The 20723-nt window shown below is 41.4% G+C and carries 21 protein-coding genes and 1 pseudogene; 2 read left to right on the top strand and 20 right to left on the bottom strand.

All coding sequences use genetic code 11. From position 1 onward, the window contains the following. Nucleotides 1–77: 77 nt before the first annotated feature. The 20 genes and pseudogenes from NSA57_RS16315 to NSA57_RS16220 form a co-directional block, all read right to left on the bottom strand. Nucleotides 78–974, bottom strand: a pseudogene (locus NSA57_RS16315) (C40 family peptidase); the annotation flags it as partial. Then, on the bottom strand, nt 971–3157 hold the full coding sequence (locus NSA57_RS16310) for a CD3337/EF1877 family mobilome membrane protein (RefSeq protein ID WP_257465453.1): 2187 nt from the start codon (nt 3155–3157) through the stop codon (nt 971–973). The gene NSA57_RS16310 and the pseudogene NSA57_RS16315, both read right to left, overlap by 4 nt. After that, on the bottom strand, nt 3157–5604 hold the full coding sequence (gene tcpF / locus NSA57_RS16305) for a conjugal transfer ATPase TcpF (RefSeq protein ID WP_257465452.1): 2448 nt from the start codon (nt 5602–5604) through the stop codon (nt 3157–3159). The genes NSA57_RS16310 and tcpF overlap by 1 nt, the downstream gene beginning before the upstream one ends. Further along, nucleotides 5582–5980, bottom strand: coding sequence for a conjugal transfer protein (locus tag NSA57_RS16300; RefSeq protein WP_003865505.1), 399 nt, complete (start codon nt 5978–5980; stop codon nt 5582–5584). Before NSA57_RS16300 ends, tcpF begins: the two co-directional genes overlap by 23 nt. Before the next feature lie 108 nt (nt 5981–6088). Beyond that, nucleotides 6089–6592 carry an antirestriction protein ArdA gene (locus NSA57_RS16295; RefSeq protein ID WP_003417623.1) on the bottom strand — a complete coding sequence of 168 codons (504 nt, stop codon included), beginning with the start codon at nt 6590–6592 and terminating at the stop codon, nt 6089–6091. A gap of 17 nt (nt 6593–6609) precedes the next feature. Next, the gene (locus NSA57_RS16290) at nt 6610–7113 is read right to left on the bottom strand and encodes an antirestriction protein ArdA (RefSeq protein ID WP_195659736.1); all 504 of its coding nucleotides are present in this window, start codon (nt 7111–7113) and stop codon (nt 6610–6612) included. Continuing rightward, nucleotides 7032–7328 (bottom strand): conjugal transfer protein, encoded by a 297-nt coding sequence (locus NSA57_RS16285; RefSeq protein ID WP_195659735.1) that lies wholly within the window; start codon nt 7326–7328, stop codon nt 7032–7034. The genes NSA57_RS16290 and NSA57_RS16285 overlap by 82 nt, the downstream gene beginning before the upstream one ends. A 91-nt stretch (nt 7329–7419) precedes the next feature. Continuing rightward, the gene (locus tag NSA57_RS16280) at nt 7420–7839 is read right to left on the bottom strand and encodes a nuclear transport factor 2 family protein (RefSeq protein ID WP_009243012.1); all 420 of its coding nucleotides are present in this window, start codon (nt 7837–7839) and stop codon (nt 7420–7422) included. Between the two features lie 67 nt (nt 7840–7906). Next, nucleotides 7907–8128 carry a hypothetical protein gene (locus NSA57_RS16275; protein ID WP_055057929.1) on the bottom strand — a complete coding sequence of 74 codons (222 nt, stop codon included), beginning with the start codon at nt 8126–8128 and terminating at the stop codon, nt 7907–7909. Continuing rightward, nucleotides 8129–8263 (bottom strand): DUF3789 domain-containing protein, encoded by a 135-nt coding sequence (locus NSA57_RS16270; RefSeq protein ID WP_173700296.1) that lies wholly within the window; start codon nt 8261–8263, stop codon nt 8129–8131. A gap of 13 nt (nt 8264–8276) precedes the next feature. Then, nucleotides 8277–9473 carry a MobT family relaxase gene (gene mobT / locus NSA57_RS16265; RefSeq protein ID WP_195659734.1) on the bottom strand — a complete coding sequence of 399 codons (1197 nt, stop codon included), beginning with the start codon at nt 9471–9473 and terminating at the stop codon, nt 8277–8279. A gap of 183 nt (nt 9474–9656) precedes the next feature. Continuing rightward, nucleotides 9657–11051, bottom strand: coding sequence for an FtsK/SpoIIIE domain-containing protein (locus NSA57_RS16260; RefSeq protein WP_195659733.1), 1395 nt, complete (start codon nt 11049–11051; stop codon nt 9657–9659). 92 nt (nt 11052–11143) lie between these two features. Beyond that, nucleotides 11144–11581: a hypothetical protein gene (locus tag NSA57_RS16255; protein ID WP_055273894.1), complete on the bottom strand. Its 438-nt coding sequence runs from the start codon at nt 11579–11581 to the stop codon at nt 11144–11146. A 101-nt stretch (nt 11582–11682) separates the two neighbouring features. Then, a complete protein-coding gene (locus tag NSA57_RS16250) occupies nt 11683–12066 on the bottom strand; it encodes a YdcP family protein (RefSeq protein WP_195659732.1) in 384 nt (127 codons plus the stop codon). A 15-nt stretch (nt 12067–12081) separates the two neighbouring features. Continuing rightward, nucleotides 12082–12408 carry a YdcP family protein gene (locus NSA57_RS16245; protein WP_018112593.1) on the bottom strand — a complete coding sequence of 109 codons (327 nt, stop codon included), beginning with the start codon at nt 12406–12408 and terminating at the stop codon, nt 12082–12084. Between the two features lie 236 nt (nt 12409–12644). Further along, entirely contained in the window at nt 12645–15308 is a 2664-nt protein-coding gene (locus tag NSA57_RS16240; RefSeq protein ID WP_257465450.1) for an MSCRAMM family protein, read from the bottom strand. 381 nt (nt 15309–15689) lie between these two features. Continuing rightward, entirely contained in the window at nt 15690–16010 is a 321-nt protein-coding gene (locus NSA57_RS16235) for a type II toxin-antitoxin system RelE/ParE family toxin (protein ID WP_257465449.1), read from the bottom strand. Continuing rightward, nucleotides 16003–16290 (bottom strand): type II toxin-antitoxin system Phd/YefM family antitoxin, encoded by a 288-nt coding sequence (locus tag NSA57_RS16230; protein WP_257465448.1) that lies wholly within the window; start codon nt 16288–16290, stop codon nt 16003–16005. The genes NSA57_RS16235 and NSA57_RS16230 overlap by 8 nt, the downstream gene beginning before the upstream one ends. A 367-nt stretch (nt 16291–16657) precedes the next feature. Further along, complete coding sequence (gene larC, locus NSA57_RS16225; RefSeq protein WP_257465447.1) at nt 16658–17509, bottom strand: nickel pincer cofactor biosynthesis protein LarC; 852 nt, start codon at nt 17507–17509, stop codon at nt 16658–16660. Between the two features lie 40 nt (nt 17510–17549). After that, complete coding sequence (locus tag NSA57_RS16220; protein WP_257465446.1) at nt 17550–18569, bottom strand: LacI family DNA-binding transcriptional regulator; 1020 nt, start codon at nt 18567–18569, stop codon at nt 17550–17552. A 203-nt stretch (nt 18570–18772) separates the two neighbouring features. Between NSA57_RS16220 and NSA57_RS16215 the strand changes: the two genes are divergently transcribed. Together NSA57_RS16215 and NSA57_RS16210 are read left to right on the top strand one after the other, a co-directional pair. After that, nucleotides 18773–19864 carry an ABC transporter substrate-binding protein gene (locus NSA57_RS16215; RefSeq protein WP_257465445.1) on the top strand — a complete coding sequence of 364 codons (1092 nt, stop codon included), beginning with the start codon at nt 18773–18775 and terminating at the stop codon, nt 19862–19864. Between the two features lie 21 nt (nt 19865–19885). After that, nucleotides 19886–20719 (top strand): ABC transporter permease, encoded by an 834-nt coding sequence (locus tag NSA57_RS16210; protein WP_257465444.1) that lies wholly within the window; start codon nt 19886–19888, stop codon nt 20717–20719. Nucleotides 20720–20723 lie beyond the last annotated feature (4 nt).

Raw genomic sequence — 20723 nt, 5'->3', positions numbered from 1 at the left:
TATCTTACGGGGTAGTGCCTTTTTTTTCTGTCCCCCTTTCTTTAATCTACTTCTAACTTTCGTCCCTCTGGACGCACAATTCCCACATGGGTTACATACGAACCTGCGTTATAGGTGGAATGGAAAAATACCAAATCGCCAGCCTTTGCCTGCGAAAGTGGAAGATGTTGGGTAGCGTCATACTGTGCTTGTGCCGTTCTCGGCAAAGAGATACCAGCTTTTCCATAGCACCATTGCGTAAGTCCCGAACAGTCAAAGGAAGTGTTGGGATTGCTACCGCCAAACTGATACTTCCAGCCTTGATATTTCAACGCTTCATTCATGACCTTTTGTGCCAGCTCGCCCGATATTTGCGGAACAGTTAAATACTGATTGACTAATTCCACATAAAACATATTCCCATAGCTCCAACGCCAGCCCCCGTTCTTTGCAACGGCTATCGGGTTGGTGTAGGTTACTTTCTTTCCACCCGATTTCTCACGGGCAAAATTTTCCGCAAGGTTGTATGTATGTTTCTTTCCGTTTCCAGCCACATATCCTACATAGCCACCACCATAGTTATAGGACTGTATCGCTACATTCAAATCGTCGATACCTTGATTTTTGCAGGAAGAAAGCAGGGACGCAAAATACTTACACCCCTGCTTGATTGAGCTTTCCGTATCTAAAGAGTTGGGCGGTAGTCCCAGACTTTCGCTGGACTGCATGACATCTTCTGCCGTACCGCCACTTTCTACTTGAATGATAGCCAGTAACACATTGACATACTCGGAAATGCCATATTCTCTGGCGTATTTTTCCACCATAGGCTGATGTTTCAAAACTTCTGCGGATAAGTTCATACCCGTAATGCCAGAAGAAAAGTTGCTGTTCTCGTCGTCGCTGTCTGCACTAATCAAGACACCAAAGAAAAGAACTACGGAAAAGAGGATAGGAAACAGACTGCCAATGATAGCGATATGTTTCAGTTTCATTTTTTCTTCTGTCCTTTCTTCGTTACAAGGTTACGGTTTTTCTCTGTGGTCTGCTGGTTCTTCTGAATATTTTGTGTCTGCTGAACCTTTGTCCTGCGGTCTTTGGTGTAATTCTGGCGTGTTTCCTGCGATACCGCTTTTTCGACATTCCTATGGTTTATCTGGGTCGCTTTCATGTCAGAAGGCCCCGAAGATAGCGGACGCTCTTTTATACCGTTTATCTTGACTGGCTCACTTGCTTTAGAAGTCGGAGCTGTGGCAGGACGTTTGACTTCCTGCATTTTTTCAGCACTCGGCTTTGGAATAGTTGAAGCTGTGGCTGGTCGCTCATGGGGACGGGTAGCTCCCGTTGTCGCTGATCCGTCAGCCTTTCGCTGTGCCTGCCTTGCTTCTTGTGCTTTTTGAAGCTCCATACGCTTATCAGCAATATTCTGTCTATGCTGTTCCTGCTTTTCCAAGCGTCCCGTCTGTCTGGACTGCTGTTCCTGCACCATGCCACGCTTGAAGTCGGACACGCTGGACTTTGCCTTTTCCTTTGCGGAATACACCGCATAAGCGGTCTGCGTCGGCATATCCTTGATATTCTCTTTGACAGCGTTTGCCTTGTCTTTCACTTTATTTTTTGTATCTAAGACAGCACCCACCTTTGAGCCTGCACGTTGTCCCATGCTGGAAGTAGATGTATTTCCCCGACTGTCTTTTGTGGCAGGTTTCCTTGTCGGTTTTCCACTTGCAACTGCACCGCCAGCCACCGCACCAGCGACACCGCCAGCCGTAACAGCACCAGCAAGTCGTCTTTCCATACGCCTAGCCCGATGTCGCATAAACAGATATGGTCTGCGGAATATCCTGCGTCCCATGCTTTGACTATCATTAGCGTTCAAGGAGAACATACTCATTAAGTCGCCCAGCTTCATGTAGATACCAGCGAAACATACTATCTGCAAGAACGCCACCATAAAGAACGGGTAGTCCGTGGAAATATTATAAAACATACTGGAAATGCTGAACGCCACCGTTACAATGAGCGTAATTCCTGCCCGTGTCATAATGGTATTAAATACCCTTACGATTGCCTGCTTTGCCATGCTTTCATAACTCGGTATCATGGAGAGCAAAAAGCTGATAGGCAGAAACATAGCAAAGATAATAAAAAGTATCTGGCTAAACAACATCATGCCCGTAAGCAAGAATACAAATATCGTGATACCTAAGTTAAAGAACAAGAGGAAGAACACCATACCCAAACGGTTTACCACCTGCGGTATCGTCAGATTGTTATTGTCATTGTCCTCGATTTCTGTTTTCACGACTTCCTCTCTGGTTTTTCCGTCCTCGTCCTCTGGGCTTGCCGATACGAGAGCTTCGACACGGTCTGTCCCGATTTCCTCTGCGTTGCTGTTCCCGAATTGTAAGAGTAGCCACGGCTGTTCCACTTGAATAGAAAATAAGCTGTCCCGTATCAAGTCCACGCTGTCCTTGCCCTCGCGGTCAGAGTTGGGGAGCATGATTTTTGTTCCCAAGTCCAACGAAGCGGTACTGATGTCTGATGAAAATTCATTTATCTTCTTGATGTAGTCGGGAGCATAGGCAATAAAGGAAGCCGATAATACAAACACTACAACAAAGTTGATAACGGCGTGAAGTGCCTTGCTGGTTTCCCGTTTTATCAGTCCCGTGTAGGCAACATACATTCCCACCACTAAGATAATGAGAAGCAGGAAACCAACATAGAAGCCCGTAGAAGAAAAGCCGTTCTGCGTAACGCCTGCAAGGGTCTGTATGCTTTTTCCGATACTGTCTGCCATATCGTTGATGAAGTCCAGCTTATAGGCTTCCTGCACCACATAGCCCGTGGCATTGCTTAAATAAAGGCTTATCGTCCAGACAAAGTTGGTAATGCAGTAAAGCCCGTACTGCACCGATTTTCCAATACCGTCCAGCCAGTTCCACGGCAACCACGACCAGCTATTATCCACATAAAAGTCAAGCTGGTAGTTGGAAAGCGGATATTTTGAGTAAAGATTTTCTGCATTTATGGTATCGTCCACAAGCCCCGTCGCATGAGCCACCGTCCCCAGAAGTGAAAGCAGGATAAGGGAGAGTGCCACCACGAACAGAGCCATTTTGAGAACGTGAAGTATCTTCTTTTTTGTGAACGCACTCTGTATCCTTTCTTTCATCACTCCACCTCATTTCTCACGGGCGGTCTGGTATCAAAGGCGTGTAACAGTTCTTCAAAGACGGGGTGTATCTGCACCACGCCGACACGCCCGTATAAGTCCTGCAATAAACATTGTCCGTTCTCCAAATCACGCAAGCGTTTCTGGTTGTTTTCGTCGTCCTTGTCGATACCGAAAAATTCTAAGGTCTGTTTTATCTCATTGATGTCGGTACTACGAAAAGCGAATTTTAAACCAATGTTGTTTTTCAGACTTTCCTTTGACACGTCGCCAGAAGATTGTGTAACGAAATAAACGCCTGCCTGCATAGCTCGTCCAGCACGAACCAGCTTATTTGATAAGGTTTCGCCTTGTGCCACATTTAAGAACGCCCACGCTTCGTCCAAATCTACAATCTTAAAAATACTTCTGTCCGAATGGATAAAATCAAGGGCAAAGGTACTAATCACAATCAGCATAGACACCGACAATAATTCAATGGTCGTGTATTCCTCAAAAGTGGTATCTTTATCTGGCAATACAAGGTCAGCTACTTGAATGATATTGAGCTGGTTATCCAGACTGATAGCATTTTCCACCGTACCGTCTGAAAACAGCAGGTGTGCAAAGTCGTAGTCTGTGAAGCTGTCGATATGGTCTGCGATATTTCTTGATACTGGCGTATCTTCACGGCGTAGCTCGTCTATCACATGGAGCAAGCCCCGACTGTCGCTCTGGGTAACGGAACGAACCGCTTTACGAAGTACGGGGAATTTTTCTCCGTCCCTAGAGGAAATACCCGTAAGGAATGTTAAGATGTCGATTGCCAGACTTTCAGCGTCTTTTACATTCTTCATAATCACAAACGGGTCAAGAAGTCCTGCATTGTCCTTGTCGCTGGTTAGGTTTACGATATTGATTTCATGGGCGATTTCTGGGAGCGTTTCTTTCCAGTTTCCTCTCTCGGCTTTTGGGTCTAAAATGACTGCTTGACCGCCAAACAGTACCGCATAATACACAAGAAGATTATTGCAGAACGACTTCCCACCGCCAAGCGAACCGACAAAAGCAGAAGCTAAAGCGTTGGTAACTGTACCTTTTACACCCTGCGATGCTAAAGACGGTTGCAGGTACACATTTCTTCCTGTATCAACGGAATACCCGATATAGATACCCGTATTTTCCCCTAACTGCTGTGTAGCACCAAAACCAAGCCCAGCCAAGAAGTCTGATTTTACATACTGCACATAATCATTGATATATCGCCTGCTGGCTGGAAGAAATTCAGAATGAAGCCCCAGCATATCCCCAACAGGACGCACCAGCTTTACATTGAGGTCGTCGTAAAAGTCCTTGACTTCATCACAACGGCGTTTCAGCTCGTCAAGATCGGGTGCAGACACCCGTATAACGTAGCTTAACTTATACATACTTTCTTTTGTCTGGTCTAAGTCCGTTTCCAGCTCGTCCACGCTGTCTAATGCGTCCACCACATTTGAGCTGGTTTCACTTCCAGCTTGATAGGCGTGATTGTCAAGGTCTTTCAACTCCTTTTTCTTGTTGCGAACGGTCGTTAATGCTTTTCTGTTTTCCACGATTTCTACATTCATGGAAGTATCAACGGGGAATGTGAATTGCTGTTGCTGGAAATAAAAGATTTCAGACGACGGAAAGTCAAGCTCCCCGACAATCGCATTGACGGTAAAATAGGACACATAGCTTTCCTTGTCCTCATGTTCCAAGCGTAAATACCGCTGGTTTTCCTCAATCACACACCTTGTCGGACGGATAAGGTCGTAGTATTTTATCAGCGTTTCTTTCTTATAGTTCTTCTTTGGTAGCTGGTACTCATAATCTTCATAAGCGATACCGTCCCTGCCGTAAAGATGTTCCATGAGATACCCAAAATCATTGATTTCCAAACGACGCACCTTAAAGCGACGGGAGATTTTGTTTTCCAGTAACTTTTCCATTTTCATGTAGCGGTTGATTTCATCATTCGGCATGGAAACAAAGTCATTCATCAGCGTGTGATTGACTTCATGGAGAAATTCCTTGAATGTCAGCCACGCCGATTTTTTGAGGTTCTTCAGATTGAGCTGTTCTTCCGTAACCATGAGCTTAAAGCCAAGAAAAAAGCGGTAGTCCACTTGATTGTCCCCAATCATAGATACTAACGCTTCGGTCTGTTCATCTATTTTCTGGCAGGCAACTTCCTTTAATTTTCCAGTTACCAGTTTCTTTGACTGCTCCTGCATACTTCGTATGGAGCTTTCTGTGGCAATCTGCAACGCATGAATTTTACCCTCACGGGACTGTGCAATGAGCTGTCGAAAGCTGTCATGCACGATAAATTTCTGCTCTGCGGATAAGAAAGAATAGTTGTACGGTATCAGCTCATAGTAAGCGAATACCTCATTGTCCTTGTTCCAGACAAGGTTATTGTCAATATATTTTATCGGGAACATCGTTCACACTCCTTACTGCCGTGATTGTTTCATTCAAGGTCTGCTTATGCAGTTTTACGGCTTTTCCTGCATAAGTGATTTTAGGTCGCAGGGCATAGGTTATCTGTGATTTCAAAAAGCTGTACGGCTTCTTTCCGTCAAAGGTTTTCTGCGACATAAACCAAGTGAGAGCAACGGGAATACCGAAATATTTGAGAAATGCTCCCTCAATCATGGAAAGTGGGGGAATATCCCCAAACAGAATGATGATAAATTCCGTAATCACAAACCATGTAATCTGTGTAAAAGTAACGGGAAAGGGTAAGTTAAAGTCATTGATTGCATACAAGACTTTTTCCACGTTCCAGATACCCGTATAAGATTTAATCTTTTTCAAGTTCTTTCAGCTCCTTTCAAAATAGAAAAGGACAGCCATTTTCAGACTGTCCCTTAAAAGAGAAATACGCTGTCAGTAGCAACAATGCTTGTCGCTGATCTTCCAGCGTTAGTATGGTATCTCGCACATCCCTCGGCTTGTTTCAATAAAGCAACCGCCCATATCCAAATCTCGCCCGTAGGCTTCATAGTCAATGTAGTTCTGTAAGCTGGGTGGAATATCCCCAAGTGCTTGCAATTCGTCTATGTAGTAGTAGGCAACATCTGTCATGGTTTCACAGTCGGGATAATAATAAATGTCGTCCTTGTGTTCCACGACTTCTTCCAGCGTCCCGTAGTGGCTGATAAATTCGTCCAGACATTCTACGATATAGTCGGGAAGTTCCTCTATCATTTCATACATAGAGTTCAGTTCTTCAATGGAAACATACTCACCAATCGCAATCGGGAAGTTGTCGGTATCATGGATAGCGTATTCCTCATACTGTTCATTCAAGCCGATTTTTTCTTTTACATCTTCCTCGTCAATAGGAAATGTGAACCATGCTCCGACTAAATAGCCCTCATTGTATTTGCCAAGATTAGCAATATAAACCGCCATATCATCAATCATAAGCACCACCTCATTTCCTACTCTGGCAGTTCAAAGATACCGTGTTCCGTTACTAAAAATTCCCCGTGTTCCTGCAAGTGAGAAGCATAGGCTTCAAAGTCAAAGTAGTATTCTTGACAGTCGTCGGACAGATGTTTGAACGTCGGGTCGTTCATCAGCTTTTGCCTTGCAACATCTATCATGCTTTTGCAGTCGGGATAAACCGTAATCACGTTCCTGCAAATATAAAGTGCTTCTAAATTCTCAAACACCGTAAGTAGTGATACATATTCTTCCTGCATATCACTTGAAAGCTGGCGGTACATAAAATCTAATTCGTTGAGCTGATACACGCTTGTATGTTCGTGAACTTCATCAGCATAAGGTAACACCTTTTCGATAATACGGTAATCCCCACTTTCTGCACCGACACCTAGCTTTTCTTCAAACTCGGCAACATCTATCGGCAAGTCGAACCAGTATGATATTGTTTCTTCGCCAGTTGTTCCTTTCGTTTCCACCAGCACCCTTGTTTCCTGCATTGTTCCTCACGTCCTTTCTGTTGTTTCATCACATCTTTTAATGTCTGGTACGACATACCAAACACATACTTTGAAAAATCTTCTAACTGTCTTTCTTCATAGTCGGCAGGGTTCAACCGTTTCATTTCCTGCCACACCTTACGCTTGTAGGAGGGCAGGTCTGAAATGTATTCACAGCCGACTTTTTCCTGCATATCCTTAACAATATCATTCATTTCATCACTCCAATCTGAAATTTTGGCAAGAAAAAAGCAGTCAATCCTAAGACTAACTGCTTTGTGTATATGGATATAATTTGATTAAGTTTTAAAACCAGTTTGTTTTTTCATCTCTAAATTGAGGGTTATCGCTGTGCTGATATGGATTGTAGTTATTGAGATTGCAACCATATTCTTTTAATGATTTGATTTTGTTATCTTCTGTCCATTCAATTAAGGAAATACCGTCAAATTCTTCAACACTTCCCGTATTCATTTCATTTTTAAAATACCATTCTACGACAGTTTGATTTTCTTTATGAAAGAACTGTTTAATATCCCAAATAATGACTTTACCACGAGTATTCCATTCATTAAACCAATGTTTTACTGTTTTAAGATTTTCATATTTAGGACACCAGCTTTCCGTATAAACAACATCTTCTGTAAAAATTTTATCCATTCCTAAGTCTTGCTGTTTCAACCACATATCAAACCATAAACGAATAATTTTCTCTCTCTCATTCAAAATAGAACACCTCGATTACTTCTTTTTTCACATTATAGCACCCATACATCAGCACCACAATAAAATTTTACGCACCTATAATCCTATTGAACAGCTCTAACAGTACATCTTTCACACCGCCAGCATTGAATACCAAGCCGACAGCAATTAAGGCAACTACCAAGAAACCGATAAGTTTGGAAAACTCACGCTTAAACCCTAAGTAGATACCGATAACTACAATCGCCATAAGCACTAAGCTCTGTGCGTTTGATAAAAACCATTGATACAAATTTTGACCAAAATTCATTTAATTGTCCTCACTTTCTTCTAATTGTTTCATTTCACAGTCAGCTTCTTTGCCAACATTCAAAACACACATCAAGACTACGCCGATACCCATTCCCAGAGATACCAGTAGTAAATTTTTTACTAATTCCCACATTTTTTCATCACTCCTAACTTTCCACCAAATCTTTTGCAGGGGTCGTCTGCTGTTTGATTATCATTTCATGCTTTTCTGTGAGCTTTGCCTGCTGTTCGATTGTTTCCATGTAGTCTGTACCATTTCCCTTATCAATCTTTTTCAGCATTTTCAAGGTCGGTGCTACCTGCCGTTGTACCCACCGCAATGTGCGGTCTAAGGTGTAAGGCTCTGGCTTTGTCGTCAGCTTCAAGCTCTGTCTGTTATCGCCGATAAACCACGCCCAGCGGTCATTGAGTTTCCAGTCATTTTTTCGCTTGCCGGGTTCTTCATCAACAAACCGCACATACTGGTTGATGATAGAAAAGGCGGTCTGCTCTGCGTCATAATACGTCAGCAAATCTCGTACTGCATAATAGGCACGTTCATTCCGAAGCCGTATCTCAAAACGGTTGATAATGTCGGCTTCATCAAGCGGTGTCCCTAACTTGACGTACTGCTCATAGTCCTTTTCATAGATACAGAAATACACATCTGATTTCAGCGAACCAAGATAAAGGGTACGTCCCATATATTCTCTGTCGTCCTCTCTGTGCTTGATAAGCTCGCCCGACTGATAAAACTTATAACTTCTGGACTTTCCGATATATTCCCGTTTCCTGCATTTTTCCGCAAGCTCTGGAATATCCAAAATGCCCGTATGGTCGTTGATAGCAAGGTCGATACGCTTCATCACGCCACCGTCTACTAATGCGTCCATGAGGAAGTCATACCAGCTTCTTTGCTGTGCCAGCAGGTAACTTTCAAACTGCCTGCACCCACGCCCCTTTAACTCTAAAAGGACACCTTTTTCTTCGTCAGCCGACGTATAGATAAAGATGTCCCCCAGAGAATAATGCTCCGTATAACTGTAATGTCCGTAATCTTCATGGAGCATATAATTGATATTCAGTTTTAATATATCTTTGATGATGTGCTGTATATCCAGCGTGGGAAAACGAATTTTTACATAATCAAACAGCATGGTAAGCGGTGCTTCTGGATTGAACCTTTCCAGTTCCTCATGCAGAGTATTAAGAAGCTCCTTTGACGGCTTCATTTTTCCGCTTTCTATCTTGTTGAGATATTCCCTTGTGATACCAGAAGCCACCGCCAGCCTGCCTTGTGAGATACCGTAAGCAATCCGTTTCTCTCGTAATTCTTTTATCCATTGTTCTTCATTCAGAACCATACCCCCAATCTGTAAAGTGTGAAGTTTTTTAAGGCGACTTCACAACTGATTTTTACTAGAAAACCATATCAGAAGCCTTATGTTTCCTATGTTTTTTGTCTATTGTCTATTTGCAAACGTACCCCTCTGTTAGATACCGAGGGGTTTTACCTGCTGGCGTGGCTAACGCCACACCAGCAACGGCTAGTCCGTGCCGTCGCCTTTCGCTTCGCACGTCGCCGTCCCGTCCTGCCTTGCTTGTGCAAGAGAGCCGATAGTCTGCAAAAAATCATGTCCTTTCGGGACTAAAGGCGTGTAAAATTCGCTTATCACGCTTGTTCCCACATCACAATAGCCACGCCCCTTGATACGTTTCTGGAAAAACTGCTTTTTCACATCTGAACCAAAAAGCATACCGTAACCTAATTCGCTGATACGCCCAAGTCCCACACGGAAATTGAAGTTATCTCTGATACCGTCCGAGAAATACTTTGCGTCTGGACGCTGGCAGGCAACGATAAGAAAATATCCTGCCTGCCGTCCTAGCATGACGATTTTCTTTAACTGGCTAAGTAAGCTCACACTTTCCTTTGTCCCCAGCATTTCAAAAAACGCCACATATTCATCAAAGATAAGAAAACAGGGTGGCAGTCCCAGATAGGCGTAGTTTTTGCCCGTCTTATAGTTCGGGTGTCGCTTCATTTCCTCACTTCGCTGTACCATGCCCTCATAAAAGGCATTGACGCAGTCTATCATTTCTTCTTTGGTATGGTAGACGTTTGGCATGACCGTTCCTAAGTCCGCAAGGTCGCTATTCTTCGGGTCTAAGATATAAAGGACAGCGTTGGTATGGAGTAAGGCTTCAATAAGCGTCAGCAGAAAATAAGTTTTACCGCCACCCGTCCCACCAGCAATCAGAGCATGAGGAAGTGCGTCATATTCCCAGACAAGATTTTTCATCAGTCTAAGACAGCCGTTCTCTGCACGTACTTCATTAATGGTAATGCGGTTCGCTATCATATCATAAAGCAGGGTATATTCAATATAGCCGTCATGCAGGGTCTTGTCAGTCAGCTCGCAATACAAGCCACTTTCCAGCTTATCCTCTAACCGTAAAAGCTGGTCTTGATATTTTCCCAGCGTGATTTCACAGCGGATATGAAGCAAGCCTTTTTCCATTTGATAATAAATCTTTGGAAACCAGACGATTTTTTCCCTTGATCTGCTTTGCAGGTCAGTAAAAAAACCGCTGTCTTGTACGGTATCGGCTTCATACCATTTATTTTCCAGTACCATTCTTGCCAGCTTTTGACGGTGCAGGAGCTTCTTGAAACTGTCGTAACAAAAGCGGTAATACAGAAAAGCGACCAATGCACAAACACCAGTCGCTATCAGTATGGTTATGAAGTTGTAAGGGGAAAGCGTCAAGCCGTTTTCTAACAAGCTGAAATGCTCCCAATCGGTACGCATGAGCTGTTTGATATTCAGTAGCAGAAGAACCGCCACAAATACAAACAGAAGCGTCCCTATGGAAAAGTGGTAGACAAGGTTCTTGTTGCTGGCTCTGATACGGTGTCCTTTGTTTAAAATCATTCTCATAAATCAATCACTCCTTTCTGGGTACGAAAAAAGCAGTCAATCCTAAGACTAACTGCTATGTATGTATAGATATGAAATTGTGAAACTGGAAGTTATCGCTCTGACATATATTTCTGTATTTCATCAGAGGTCAATTTTCTTATCTGCGTATTTGCATATTCTCTGTATTCTTCAATCATAAAAACAGGTTTCATATCTTTGCAAGTTTTTCCTTTGTTCTTTTTTAGATATAACAGCAAGTCCTCACTGTCCGCAAAGATTTTGTATGAAAGTCTGCCATTTTCACTTTTCAGTTCATAAATACCACATGACTTTTTGGTACTATAATCAGCAGTACGCAAATATAATTTTGCAATTTCTAACGATTTAAAAGGGAAATTCCACCGTTGTAATCCACGTTTGGGGTCATGTTCAATGCAAATGCACCTCCCGCAAGTCCCACAAATGTATTGTGTATGATTTTCTAAACAATCCAATGGATTTAAGAGTGGTGTTATTCTATTTTCGTCAACATAACATTCCATACACATTTCAATTTCACTCCTTTTGCAACTTCAAATGTGTTACTTTCTTCATACCCATATTATAACAGTTCCATATATCTGCTACAATAAAAATCTACCCACCAAGTTTATTTTTTCGGTTGTCCCTGCGGTGTATGGTTCTGTGGATTGCCTGCGTTCTGATTGCCTTTATTCTTCAATACAATGTCCTCTGCTTTTACATACCAATCCACATCTGCACCCGTATAGGTCTTTCTTGATACCGTATCGGCTACGGGATTGACAAGCTCCACAACTGCATTGTATGGAAATTCCCTTAACGGTATTTCTGGCGGTACAGACACGGGGATAATTCCACCATGCAGACTACATTTTAAATCATAGATACGTTTTTTAAGCTGGGTACTCGGTGTCCCGTCCTCATTCTGTAAGAACACATCACGCACCGCTGTAAATTTTAATTCTCCAAATGTTTTCTCTTTGTCAATAACAAACCCGTTTGATAATCTCATAAATTCTTCACTCCTTTACTTTTCTTCAACTGCTACAATATCATCAGCAACTAACACATAATCGGTATGTCCCATATCCCCGATTGCGTAACCTCTGCCATATAACTTCGGATTGACAAGTTTCACTTTCTGTTCATACTTGAAATGCTTTTCGCCAGCCTGCACGGGAATTTCCACCACAACATTTTCGCCTTTCTGTACGTCAGAATAAAGGTTATAGCTTCGTCTGGCTAAGACCCTGCGGTTATTTTTATCTCTTTCAAAGATAGGCTCACTTTCGCCTGCAAATTCAAGAGTTCCAAAAGACTGTGCCATATCTGGCACGACATATTTCATTTCCATATTGTTTTACCTCGTTTCTTTCTATTTTTGATAAGTTTGTTGATAGTGATTTCTTATTCTGGCAGTTAAGGAAGTACCAGCAAGCCCCCAGATAGTAAAGGGTAAAATAAATGCTTACGCACCCTTGACTATCCGTGTTCTTGCAGGTAAGTAGCAGACAAGCCAGAATAAGCGGAAGTCTGCCGACACGGTATCGGCGGAGAACGTGATTTTTCTTTTCTCATACCGTTACCGCCTTATGATTTCTTCATTTTACGGCGTTTGCAGAAGAAGATACCTGCCAGTCCAGCACCAGAAGTCAAAAGAAGTGCAAGCAGTCCGTAAAGGTTTGTGCTATCGCCAGTTTTTGGACTGTCTGTTTTATGCGGTGTATCTGGTGTCTGTGGTGTTTCGGGTTTCTTTGGTTCTTCTGGGACTTTGGTTTTTTCCTTAAAGGTAATCGTCTGTCCTTTATCCTCAATATCCTTATGCTCGGTAACTTTCTTCGGTTCGTCTGGATTGCTCAAATCGTACAATTCTTCAAAAGTTACAAGCTGTTTGCCGTCAAGAGAAGTAGCGTCAAAGGTAAAGGCAACTTCCACTTTCATAGTTTCGCTGTCAGCAGTAAACGTATAATCACTTTCCACACGTTTCCCGTCAATGATAAGCTCGGCGTTTTCTTCCTTTAACATCTGCCAGCCTTTTAACTGATACTTTGTGCCTTTTGTAAGTCCGTCCAATTTGACAGTATCAACGATTGTAACCTCTTTTCCTGCAAGGATAGTCTTATCGCCGTCCTTGCTGGTTGCTGTGGTATGGATAGAGATTTCTTTTTCGTATTCATCAGTCAAAGTCCCTAAATCAATCACAAGATTATTTCTTGATACTACGATTTCAAACGGTGGGATAAGCTCAAAGCCTTTGTTACTGTCAGAGCGTAATTCTTCAATGATGTAAGTATCGTAAGGTAACGCACCTTTGCTGTCGTCTGGTTCAGAAGTTCCAAACCACACACCGTCCTCGCTGGTCTTGCCTGCGTTAGTATTGTGCTTATGGGAAGCCCAGTCAGCAGAAGTGGAGAATTGCCCGTTATCATCAGTTACCACAACATGACTTTCTCCCGTCGTCTTGCTTGTGATCCGAAAGGGAACATCAGCAAGACGCTTGTGTGTACCTGCACCGATTTTTATGCCCTCAATATCTCCACGCTTAATCTGATTGTAGATAGAATGGGCTTCATCGGTTAAGTCCACGATTTTTCCATTTTCTGTGATTGTAAAATCAATCGGCTTTGCACCGTCAGTTAAGTAACCGTCGGGAGCTTCACTTTCAACGATACGGAATTTTCCATAAGGTAAGAGGTTAGCAGAAGTAGAAGCGACACCCTCAATATCGGTACGAATTATCTTTACCACTTCATTTTTCTTGTATAACTTGCCCTCAACCAAAACAGAATTATCATTTAAGGAAATGATGTCAAAGGCAGTATCTTTCAAAGTGGCACTTCCTTGTGGCTTTGTATCGCCCGTTTCTAAATCTCGTTTCTGAATTTTCACACCGCCACGGATAACCTTGTCTGATACGGAAAACTGGTTACTTCCAGATAATACGGCAAGGTCGCCGTCCTCGGTAATCTGTGTTACATATAAACCCTTAATCTGTTCGGACTTATCGCCAGCCTGCATATACGCACCGTCTAACAAGTAGCCGTTTGGAGCTTTTGTTTCCTCAACGGTTAGTGTTCCAAGTGGAAGAACCGCCTTACCGTCCTGCATATAGAAGCTGTCGCCAGATACCTTGTATGCGTTCACTAATTTTGTGATGTAATGAGTTGTCCCGTCGCTGTCAGTTTCAGCGATTGTCTTTGTAACCCATGTACGAGTAGCTTCGGCAGGGAGATTGTCTTTGTTATAGAAGCCAGCATAATACTTCCATGTAAATTCTGCACCTGCTAGAGAAGCGTTTCCCTGCGGATTGTCTTTCTGTGTTTCCATATCAATCTTAAAAAGCTCAATCAAAGTGTCCGTTACTTTTGGTGTATCTGATACATTCAAAGTTGCTGTTTCGCCAGCTTTGATTGTTAATGGATAGATTGTTTTATCCACTTTATATCCTGCTGGTGCGGATAATTCCTTGATATAGACTGTGCCTGCTTTTACCTCTGCAATATCTGTATTTCCGCTTTCATCAGTCGTAAGGGTGGCAAGCTGTTTCGTGCAGTCCTTATCAGAAAAGACACCATAGGTCGCACCAGCGACAGAGTAATTCCCGTTACTGTCTGTAATGCTGGTATTACTGGAAGTCTTTTGCAGTTTCGCATTTCCGACATTCAGCTTCGCCCAGAATTGTCCCAATTCCTGCCCCTCGCCAGAGTAGATATAACCGCCACATTCATAGCGTCCTTTATTCTCTTTGACAAAGGCTTTTGCACCAGAGAAAACTTCGTCCTGCGTTGCCTTTGGAATTTCATCATAAGAAGCTCGCACGTTGTCGCATTGCCAGCCAAGATGTACGCTCAATCTCTGCCAGACCACAAGCTGTCTTAAAAGATAAGCGTGATTTTTGCTTATTCCGCTGTGGCTGTCTGTGTACTGTTTTACATATTCGATAGATAAGGCAACATCGCTTATCTGGTCGGTACTCATGCGTGAGCTTGCGTCAGCTCTGGTCTTGTAACCGTTCTTAAAGTCTGTGTTAATGTCGATACAGTAAGCGTCCTCGCCCTCAACGGTTAAATGTCCCTCATTAAAAGTAGAACCAATCGAACCGTCATTCATTACTTTTTCAACGATACCGACACGCTCTTTTGACTCCGTCCAGTATTGCTTACTTTCTGCATGAACGGGTGTAGTCGGTAAAGCAGTAACGACAGTTACAAGAGCTAAGAAGCCCGTACACAATCGTTTCCATGTCTTTTTCATAAATCTAATGCTCCTTTCATTTTGGGTGATAAAATAGCCGTCCAATAAGAACGGCTGAAAATAGAAAAGGAACGTCATTTTAGGCGTTCCATAATCTATAAAATATTCAATTTTTTATACTGATGTGTTTCTCATCAAAATCTCAAATTAAGGTTATTTGACACCAATTTTGACACCAATTTTTTGTATATTGACGATTTTTGATGAAATGTGATAAATTCATAAAACCCGTGAAAAGCCTGTAAATAGGCACTTTACGGCACTCTATGAACTAAGACAAAAGCTACGCTGTAATAACAATAGGTGAGTGCTAATTATTTTGTGAAAAAACTGTGAAGTCCAGACTTTCCCTGATTTTACAGGTTTTACGGCGGTTTTTCTTTATAATCCTCTGATAATGTTCAAATAATCTTGTCTTTGATCAACAACTGCATATACAGTGACAATTTTCTGGTATTCATCAATTTTATAAAATACCAGATTTTTTTCTGTAATCAAAATCTTATAGCCCTGTCTGCGAAGAATCATATAACGAGGATCTGATCCTATATGCGGATCTTCTCCAAGCAGCAGTATCTGTTCTTCGAGTTTATCCAACCTCTCTAATGCAACATCTACACCAAATTTTTCGGCAATATCAAGAGTAATCTTATGAATGAGAGCATCCGCAGTATCCGTTCTGATTACTGTATAATTACTCATTTCTTTTCTCCTTTAATATTGCACGCAAATTGGAAAATGTATCTTTCATCGGCGCAACTCTGCCTACTCTTACATCTTCTTCTGCTTCTGCAAGAATTTCCAGCAGTTCTATCCTTGCCTTCATACGATTGTATTCTTCATATCCAAGTGATACTGTATCTCCTCTTCCATTGACAGTGATAATAACGGCCTCTCGTCCTTCTCTGCATTGCTTTGATATTTCACTGTAATGATTTCTTAAATCGGCTGATGGTCTAATTCTTTCCTGTAAAGTCTGCATGGTGATACCTCCGTTCTTTTATAGTCAAATTATATCGTTTTATGACTATGTTGTAAACCATTAATCTTTTCTATAAAAGATTTATTGCTTGTTACTGTTAAAAAATCTTTACTTTTCACAAATTATGCTTTTTCCCAGTCTCTAAATCCCCACTCTTTGAGTGTCTGCGGTGAAGAGATTAACGACTTAGAGCCATATAAGCCGACACCAAATTTTTATATTGTGACGATTTCAGGTGAAATGTGATAAATTCATAAAACCTGCGAAAAACCTGTAAAGAGCCTCTTTACAGCACTATATGAACTAAGACAAAACCTGTACTCCTATATGCAATATAGAATTACAGGTTTTATTAATATCATTAAAATCAGATATATTCAATTTCCATAAGTCGTAAAATTCCGGAAGTATTTTTATAATCTCGTTTTCCAGCTCCAATACCAGTCTTTATAATATGGAAAGAGGTAGGCAGTTTACAAGACGTAAAAATAGCAGCAACAATAGCAGCTCCGGTAGGTGTAATAAGTTCTCCCTGAACTGGTTGGATAGAAAGAGGAATTTGATACCGCTTTGTAATGTTAGCAACAGCAGGAACCGGAACAGGCAGAATACCATGCTGACATCGAATAGTTCCAGTACCATCGCACAATACAGGAACAAATATTTCCTTATACCCCAGCATATCCAGACAAATAGAAACACTGGCAATATCTACTATAGAATCTATAGCGCCCACTTCATGAAAATGTACTTTTTCAATGGGTATTCCGTGAGCCTCAGATTCCCCTTCTGCCAAGATTTGAAATATTTTTTTTGCTGTATATAGAGCTGTCTGAGTCATAGAACTGGCTTCCAGTATCTGAAAAATATCAGAAAGACTGCGATGGATGTGTTCGGAATGGTTATGTATGTGCTGTGTTGTCTCTATTGAAGTATGGGCAGAGTTATTGTGTTCATGGGGAGCATGATGGGAATGCCCATATAAATATTCCATATTATGATCATTATTTTCGTGTAAAGAATCAAGAATCACATTAAAGTCATACGCTGAAATTCCAGATTTTACAACAGTTTTTATTTGTATTTGGTAACCTTGAAGAGGAAGTGTTTTTAAAGTCTCTGTAAGTTTATGAGGATCAGCGCCCAAGCCGAGCAGAGCGGCAACACTCATGTCACCACTTATTCCTGAAGAACATTCCATGTATAATCCTTTTTTCATATAATTAATCTCCTTTATAACAGAACTGTTTGTGTAAAGTTTATTTGCGTGGTTTATCGCAGCTTTCTCTTTTTGCCAGATGGCAGGGGAAATTTACTTTCATGGGAAGAGTGTGCCCTCCGTGGATCCGGTCAATTAATATTTTGGCAGCCATACTTCCCATAGATTCTACCGGCACCTGTATTGTAGTGAGTGTAGGGGACAGATACTGGGCAATATCAATATCATCAATGCTGATAACAGAAATATCTTTAGGTATTTTTAGTCCAAGATCTTTAATAGCACGGATTGCACCGATTGCTGTAATATCATTACCACAGAAAATGGCAGTCAGATTGTTTGACTGAGACAATAATTTTTTTGCACCATCATATCCTCCATTTGAAGAAAATGGAACAGGAGCAACAAAAGAATTATTAAATGGCAGACCATGCTGTGCAAGTATGTCCCGATAACCCTGATAGCGGTTTTCTGACGAGGTTTCGCCTATGTATCCGATACATTTATGTCCGAGTTCAATTAAATACTTCATAGCGCAAATACTTGCATCATATCCGTCGCAGAGAATTTGATCAAACTCAGCATCAATGCCGTTTAATCCCGTGTATGCTACATTTCGAAAATGTTGTTTAAGAAATTTAAGAGTAGGTTTATTACAACGACCCAATACAACGCCTCCGCTTACATCATTATCCAGAATCATTCGGTATGTTTCTGCTTTATTGATATCAAATGATGTAAATGATGATTTAACAATATAATTTTGTTTATATGCTTCTACTTCTATACTCCTTGCCAGAGAAGAGAAAAAAGGGTCATTTGGATCATCAGGAGTTCTTGCAAAGAGACAGAAAAGAGAATGCGAGTGTGATTTAGACATAGATTGTCCAAGTTTTAGGTTTTGGGCCGCTGAATTAGGAATGTATCCTGTGCGGCGGACAACATCCCAAATACGTTCTTTTACTTCCGGGCTGGCTGCCTTGGAACTTGTGTTATTGATTACTCGTGAAACAGTGGATATAGAAACCCCTACTTCTTGAGCAATTTCTTTTAATGTCATGGAAAGGCTCCTTCCTTTTAGAAAAATTTTGAACAAGAGAAAAGGAGATTTTTACAAATTATACCATATTTTAACAAATATAGCAAACGTTTGAGTAAAATATTATTGTTTTTGCCTATATAAAATGCTACTATAAACTCATAAAAAGAACAGAGAAATGGGAAAAAGTAACAAATGACACAAACAAGAAGTGGAGGTAAAACATGAAGGTAAAGAAAATGGTAGCATTGGCATTAACAACAGCTATGTGTGCAGGGCTGGCGACACAGCCGGTAATGGCAGATGATGGTTATTCTCTGACTGTTTCCGGAATTGGAGGAAGTTTAAACTGGCTTCCAGTATACATTGCACAACAGGAAGGCTGGTTTGAAGAAGAAAATCTTGAAATAGAAGAGGTTCTCTTTACTAATGGACCGGTTCAGATGGAGTCACTTTCCTCAGACGGATGGGACATCGGATGCACAGGTGTGGGCGGAGTAATTGCTGGCGTACTTGGATATGATGCAAAAATTCTTGGGGCTAGTAATACAGATGATGGAACTCAATATGTATTTGCAAGAAGTGATTCAGATATTGTAAAAGCTGGACAGGGAAACAACAGCATAAACGAAGAAATCTATGGTGATGCGGAAACATGGAAAGGAAAATCTATTTTATGTAATACAGGAAGTGTAACGCAGTATGTTCTGATTAAAATGCTGGAAGGTTTTGGACTGACACAAAATGACGTAGAATTTATCGCAATGGATCCGGCAACAGCTTATAGTGCATTTCTGGCTGGAGAAGGCGATGCATGTGTGCTTACAGGCAGCGGCGGTACATTTAAAATGCTGGAGAATACAGAAGAGTATACAGCAGTAGCAAGTGGTCCTCTGGTTGATTCGGGCCTGATGTGTAACTTTGTTGCAAACAAAAACAGTTATGAGGATGAAGAAAAATATGAAGCAATGAAAGCTTTTATGAAAGTTTACTTCAAAACTCTTGACTGGATGGCAGAAAATACCGAAGAAGTTGTACAGTACTGCGTAGATATGAACGATGAAAATGGAAGTTCTATGGAACCGGAAATTGTAGAAAAATACGTGCAGGCAGATAAATATTATACATTAGATGAAGCGGTACAGATGATGGAAACAAAAGCAGAAGGCTCAGAATACTCCGAGATGGAAAGTAATTTGATGGATGTATTGGACTTCTTTATCAGTGTAGGAAACTATATGGAAGGTGATGATGAAAAATTTGCCGGACATGTTGACAGTACCCTTCTGAAAGAAGTACTTGATGAGTCAAAATAGAAGATAAAAGGAGACAGCTGAATGAATAAGGATAAACAAAATCTGGAAGATCAGCTGCAGCTCTGGCGTCAGAATAAAAAGAAAGAAAACTTAAAGTATGTTCTGTTGAGTGCAGCAGGCATACTTTCTGTTTTGGTAATCTGGCAGCTGGCTGTTGTGCTGGGATTAGTAAATGAGAGACTGCTTCCTGCGCCTACTCGTATTCTGAATACTTTGATTTTTAAAATAAATAATAAAGCTCCTGATGGAAATATGTTGGGAGTAAACATTATGGCATCTCTTCAGGTTGCCCTTTCAGGTTTTCTTGCGGCAATTGTAATAGGGGTTCCCCTGGGACTTCTTATGGGGTGGTGGACTTATGCAGACCGTTTTATTAGACCCATTTTTGAATTGATTCGTCCCGTGCCGCCTATAGCCTGGATTCCTCTGGTTGTTGTATGGATGGGAGTAGGATTAAAGGCAAAAGCGTTAATTATTTTTTTTACAGCATTTGTTCCCTGCGTTATTAATTCTTATACAGGCATCAAGCTTACAAGCCAAACTTTGATTGATGTATCCAGAACTTTTGGAGCTCCTAATTATGAAATATTTTGGAAGGTAGGGGTTCCTTCTTCTCTTCCAATGGTATTTGCGGGAATCAGAGTTGCGCTTGGAAATTCATGGTCAACGTTGGTTGCAGCAGAAATGCTGGCAGCGAGTGCAGGTCTTGGATATATGATTCAAATTGGAAGAACAGTTGCACGCCCTGATATTGTAATTGTAGGTATGGTTGTAATTGGAGCTATCGGAGCATTTTTATCAATGCTTCTGTCAAGGGCTGAGAAATATTTCCTTCGCTGGAAAATAAATCGTTAGGAGG

Origin of the sequence: Blautia caecimuris (assembly GCF_024622975.1) — a bacterium.
Classification (GTDB): domain Bacteria; phylum Bacillota; class Clostridia; order Lachnospirales; family Lachnospiraceae; genus Blautia_A; species Blautia_A caecimuris.
The sequence above is the reverse complement of the archived record's forward strand: the minus strand, read 5'-3'. Positions and strand labels throughout refer to the sequence as shown.

Coding starts and splice junctions, on each gene's coding strand:
- NSA57_RS16310 (WP_257465453.1), bottom strand. CDS start 3,157: ATGAAAGAAAGGATACAGAGTGCGTTCACAAAAAAGAAGATACTTCAC.
- tcpF (WP_257465452.1), bottom strand. CDS start 5,604: ATGTTCCCGATAAAATATATTGACAATAACCTTGTCTGGAACAAGGAC.
- NSA57_RS16295 (WP_003417623.1), bottom strand. CDS start 6,592: ATGATTGATGATATGGCGGTTTATATTGCTAATCTTGGCAAATACAAT.
- NSA57_RS16290 (WP_195659736.1), bottom strand. CDS start 7,113: ATGCAGGAAACAAGGGTGCTGGTGGAAACGAAAGGAACAACTGGCGAA.
- NSA57_RS16285 (WP_195659735.1), bottom strand. CDS start 7,328: ATGAATGATATTGTTAAGGATATGCAGGAAAAAGTCGGCTGTGAATAC.
- NSA57_RS16275 (WP_055057929.1), bottom strand. CDS start 8,128: ATGAATTTTGGTCAAAATTTGTATCAATGGTTTTTATCAAACGCACAG.
- NSA57_RS16270 (WP_173700296.1), bottom strand. CDS start 8,263: ATGTGGGAATTAGTAAAAAATTTACTACTGGTATCTCTGGGAATGGGT.
- mobT (WP_195659734.1), bottom strand. CDS start 9,473: ATGGTTCTGAATGAAGAACAATGGATAAAAGAATTACGAGAGAAACGG.
- NSA57_RS16260 (WP_195659733.1), bottom strand. CDS start 11,051: ATGAGAATGATTTTAAACAAAGGACACCGTATCAGAGCCAGCAACAAG.
- NSA57_RS16255 (WP_055273894.1), bottom strand. CDS start 11,581: ATGTGTATGGAATGTTATGTTGACGAAAATAGAATAACACCACTCTTA.
- NSA57_RS16250 (WP_195659732.1), bottom strand. CDS start 12,066: ATGAGATTATCAAACGGGTTTGTTATTGACAAAGAGAAAACATTTGGA.
- NSA57_RS16245 (WP_018112593.1), bottom strand. CDS start 12,408: ATGGAAATGAAATATGTCGTGCCAGATATGGCACAGTCTTTTGGAACT.
- NSA57_RS16240 (WP_257465450.1), bottom strand. CDS start 15,308: ATGAAAAAGACATGGAAACGATTGTGTACGGGCTTCTTAGCTCTTGTA.
- NSA57_RS16235 (WP_257465449.1), bottom strand. CDS start 16,010: ATGAGTAATTATACAGTAATCAGAACGGATACTGCGGATGCTCTCATT.
- NSA57_RS16230 (WP_257465448.1), bottom strand. CDS start 16,290: ATGCAGACTTTACAGGAAAGAATTAGACCATCAGCCGATTTAAGAAAT.
- larC (WP_257465447.1), bottom strand. CDS start 17,509: ATGAAAAAAGGATTATACATGGAATGTTCTTCAGGAATAAGTGGTGAC.
- NSA57_RS16220 (WP_257465446.1), bottom strand. CDS start 18,569: ATGACATTAAAAGAAATTGCTCAAGAAGTAGGGGTTTCTATATCCACT.
- NSA57_RS16215 (WP_257465445.1), top strand. CDS start 18,773: ATGAAGGTAAAGAAAATGGTAGCATTGGCATTAACAACAGCTATGTGT.
- NSA57_RS16210 (WP_257465444.1), top strand. CDS start 19,886: ATGAATAAGGATAAACAAAATCTGGAAGATCAGCTGCAGCTCTGGCGT.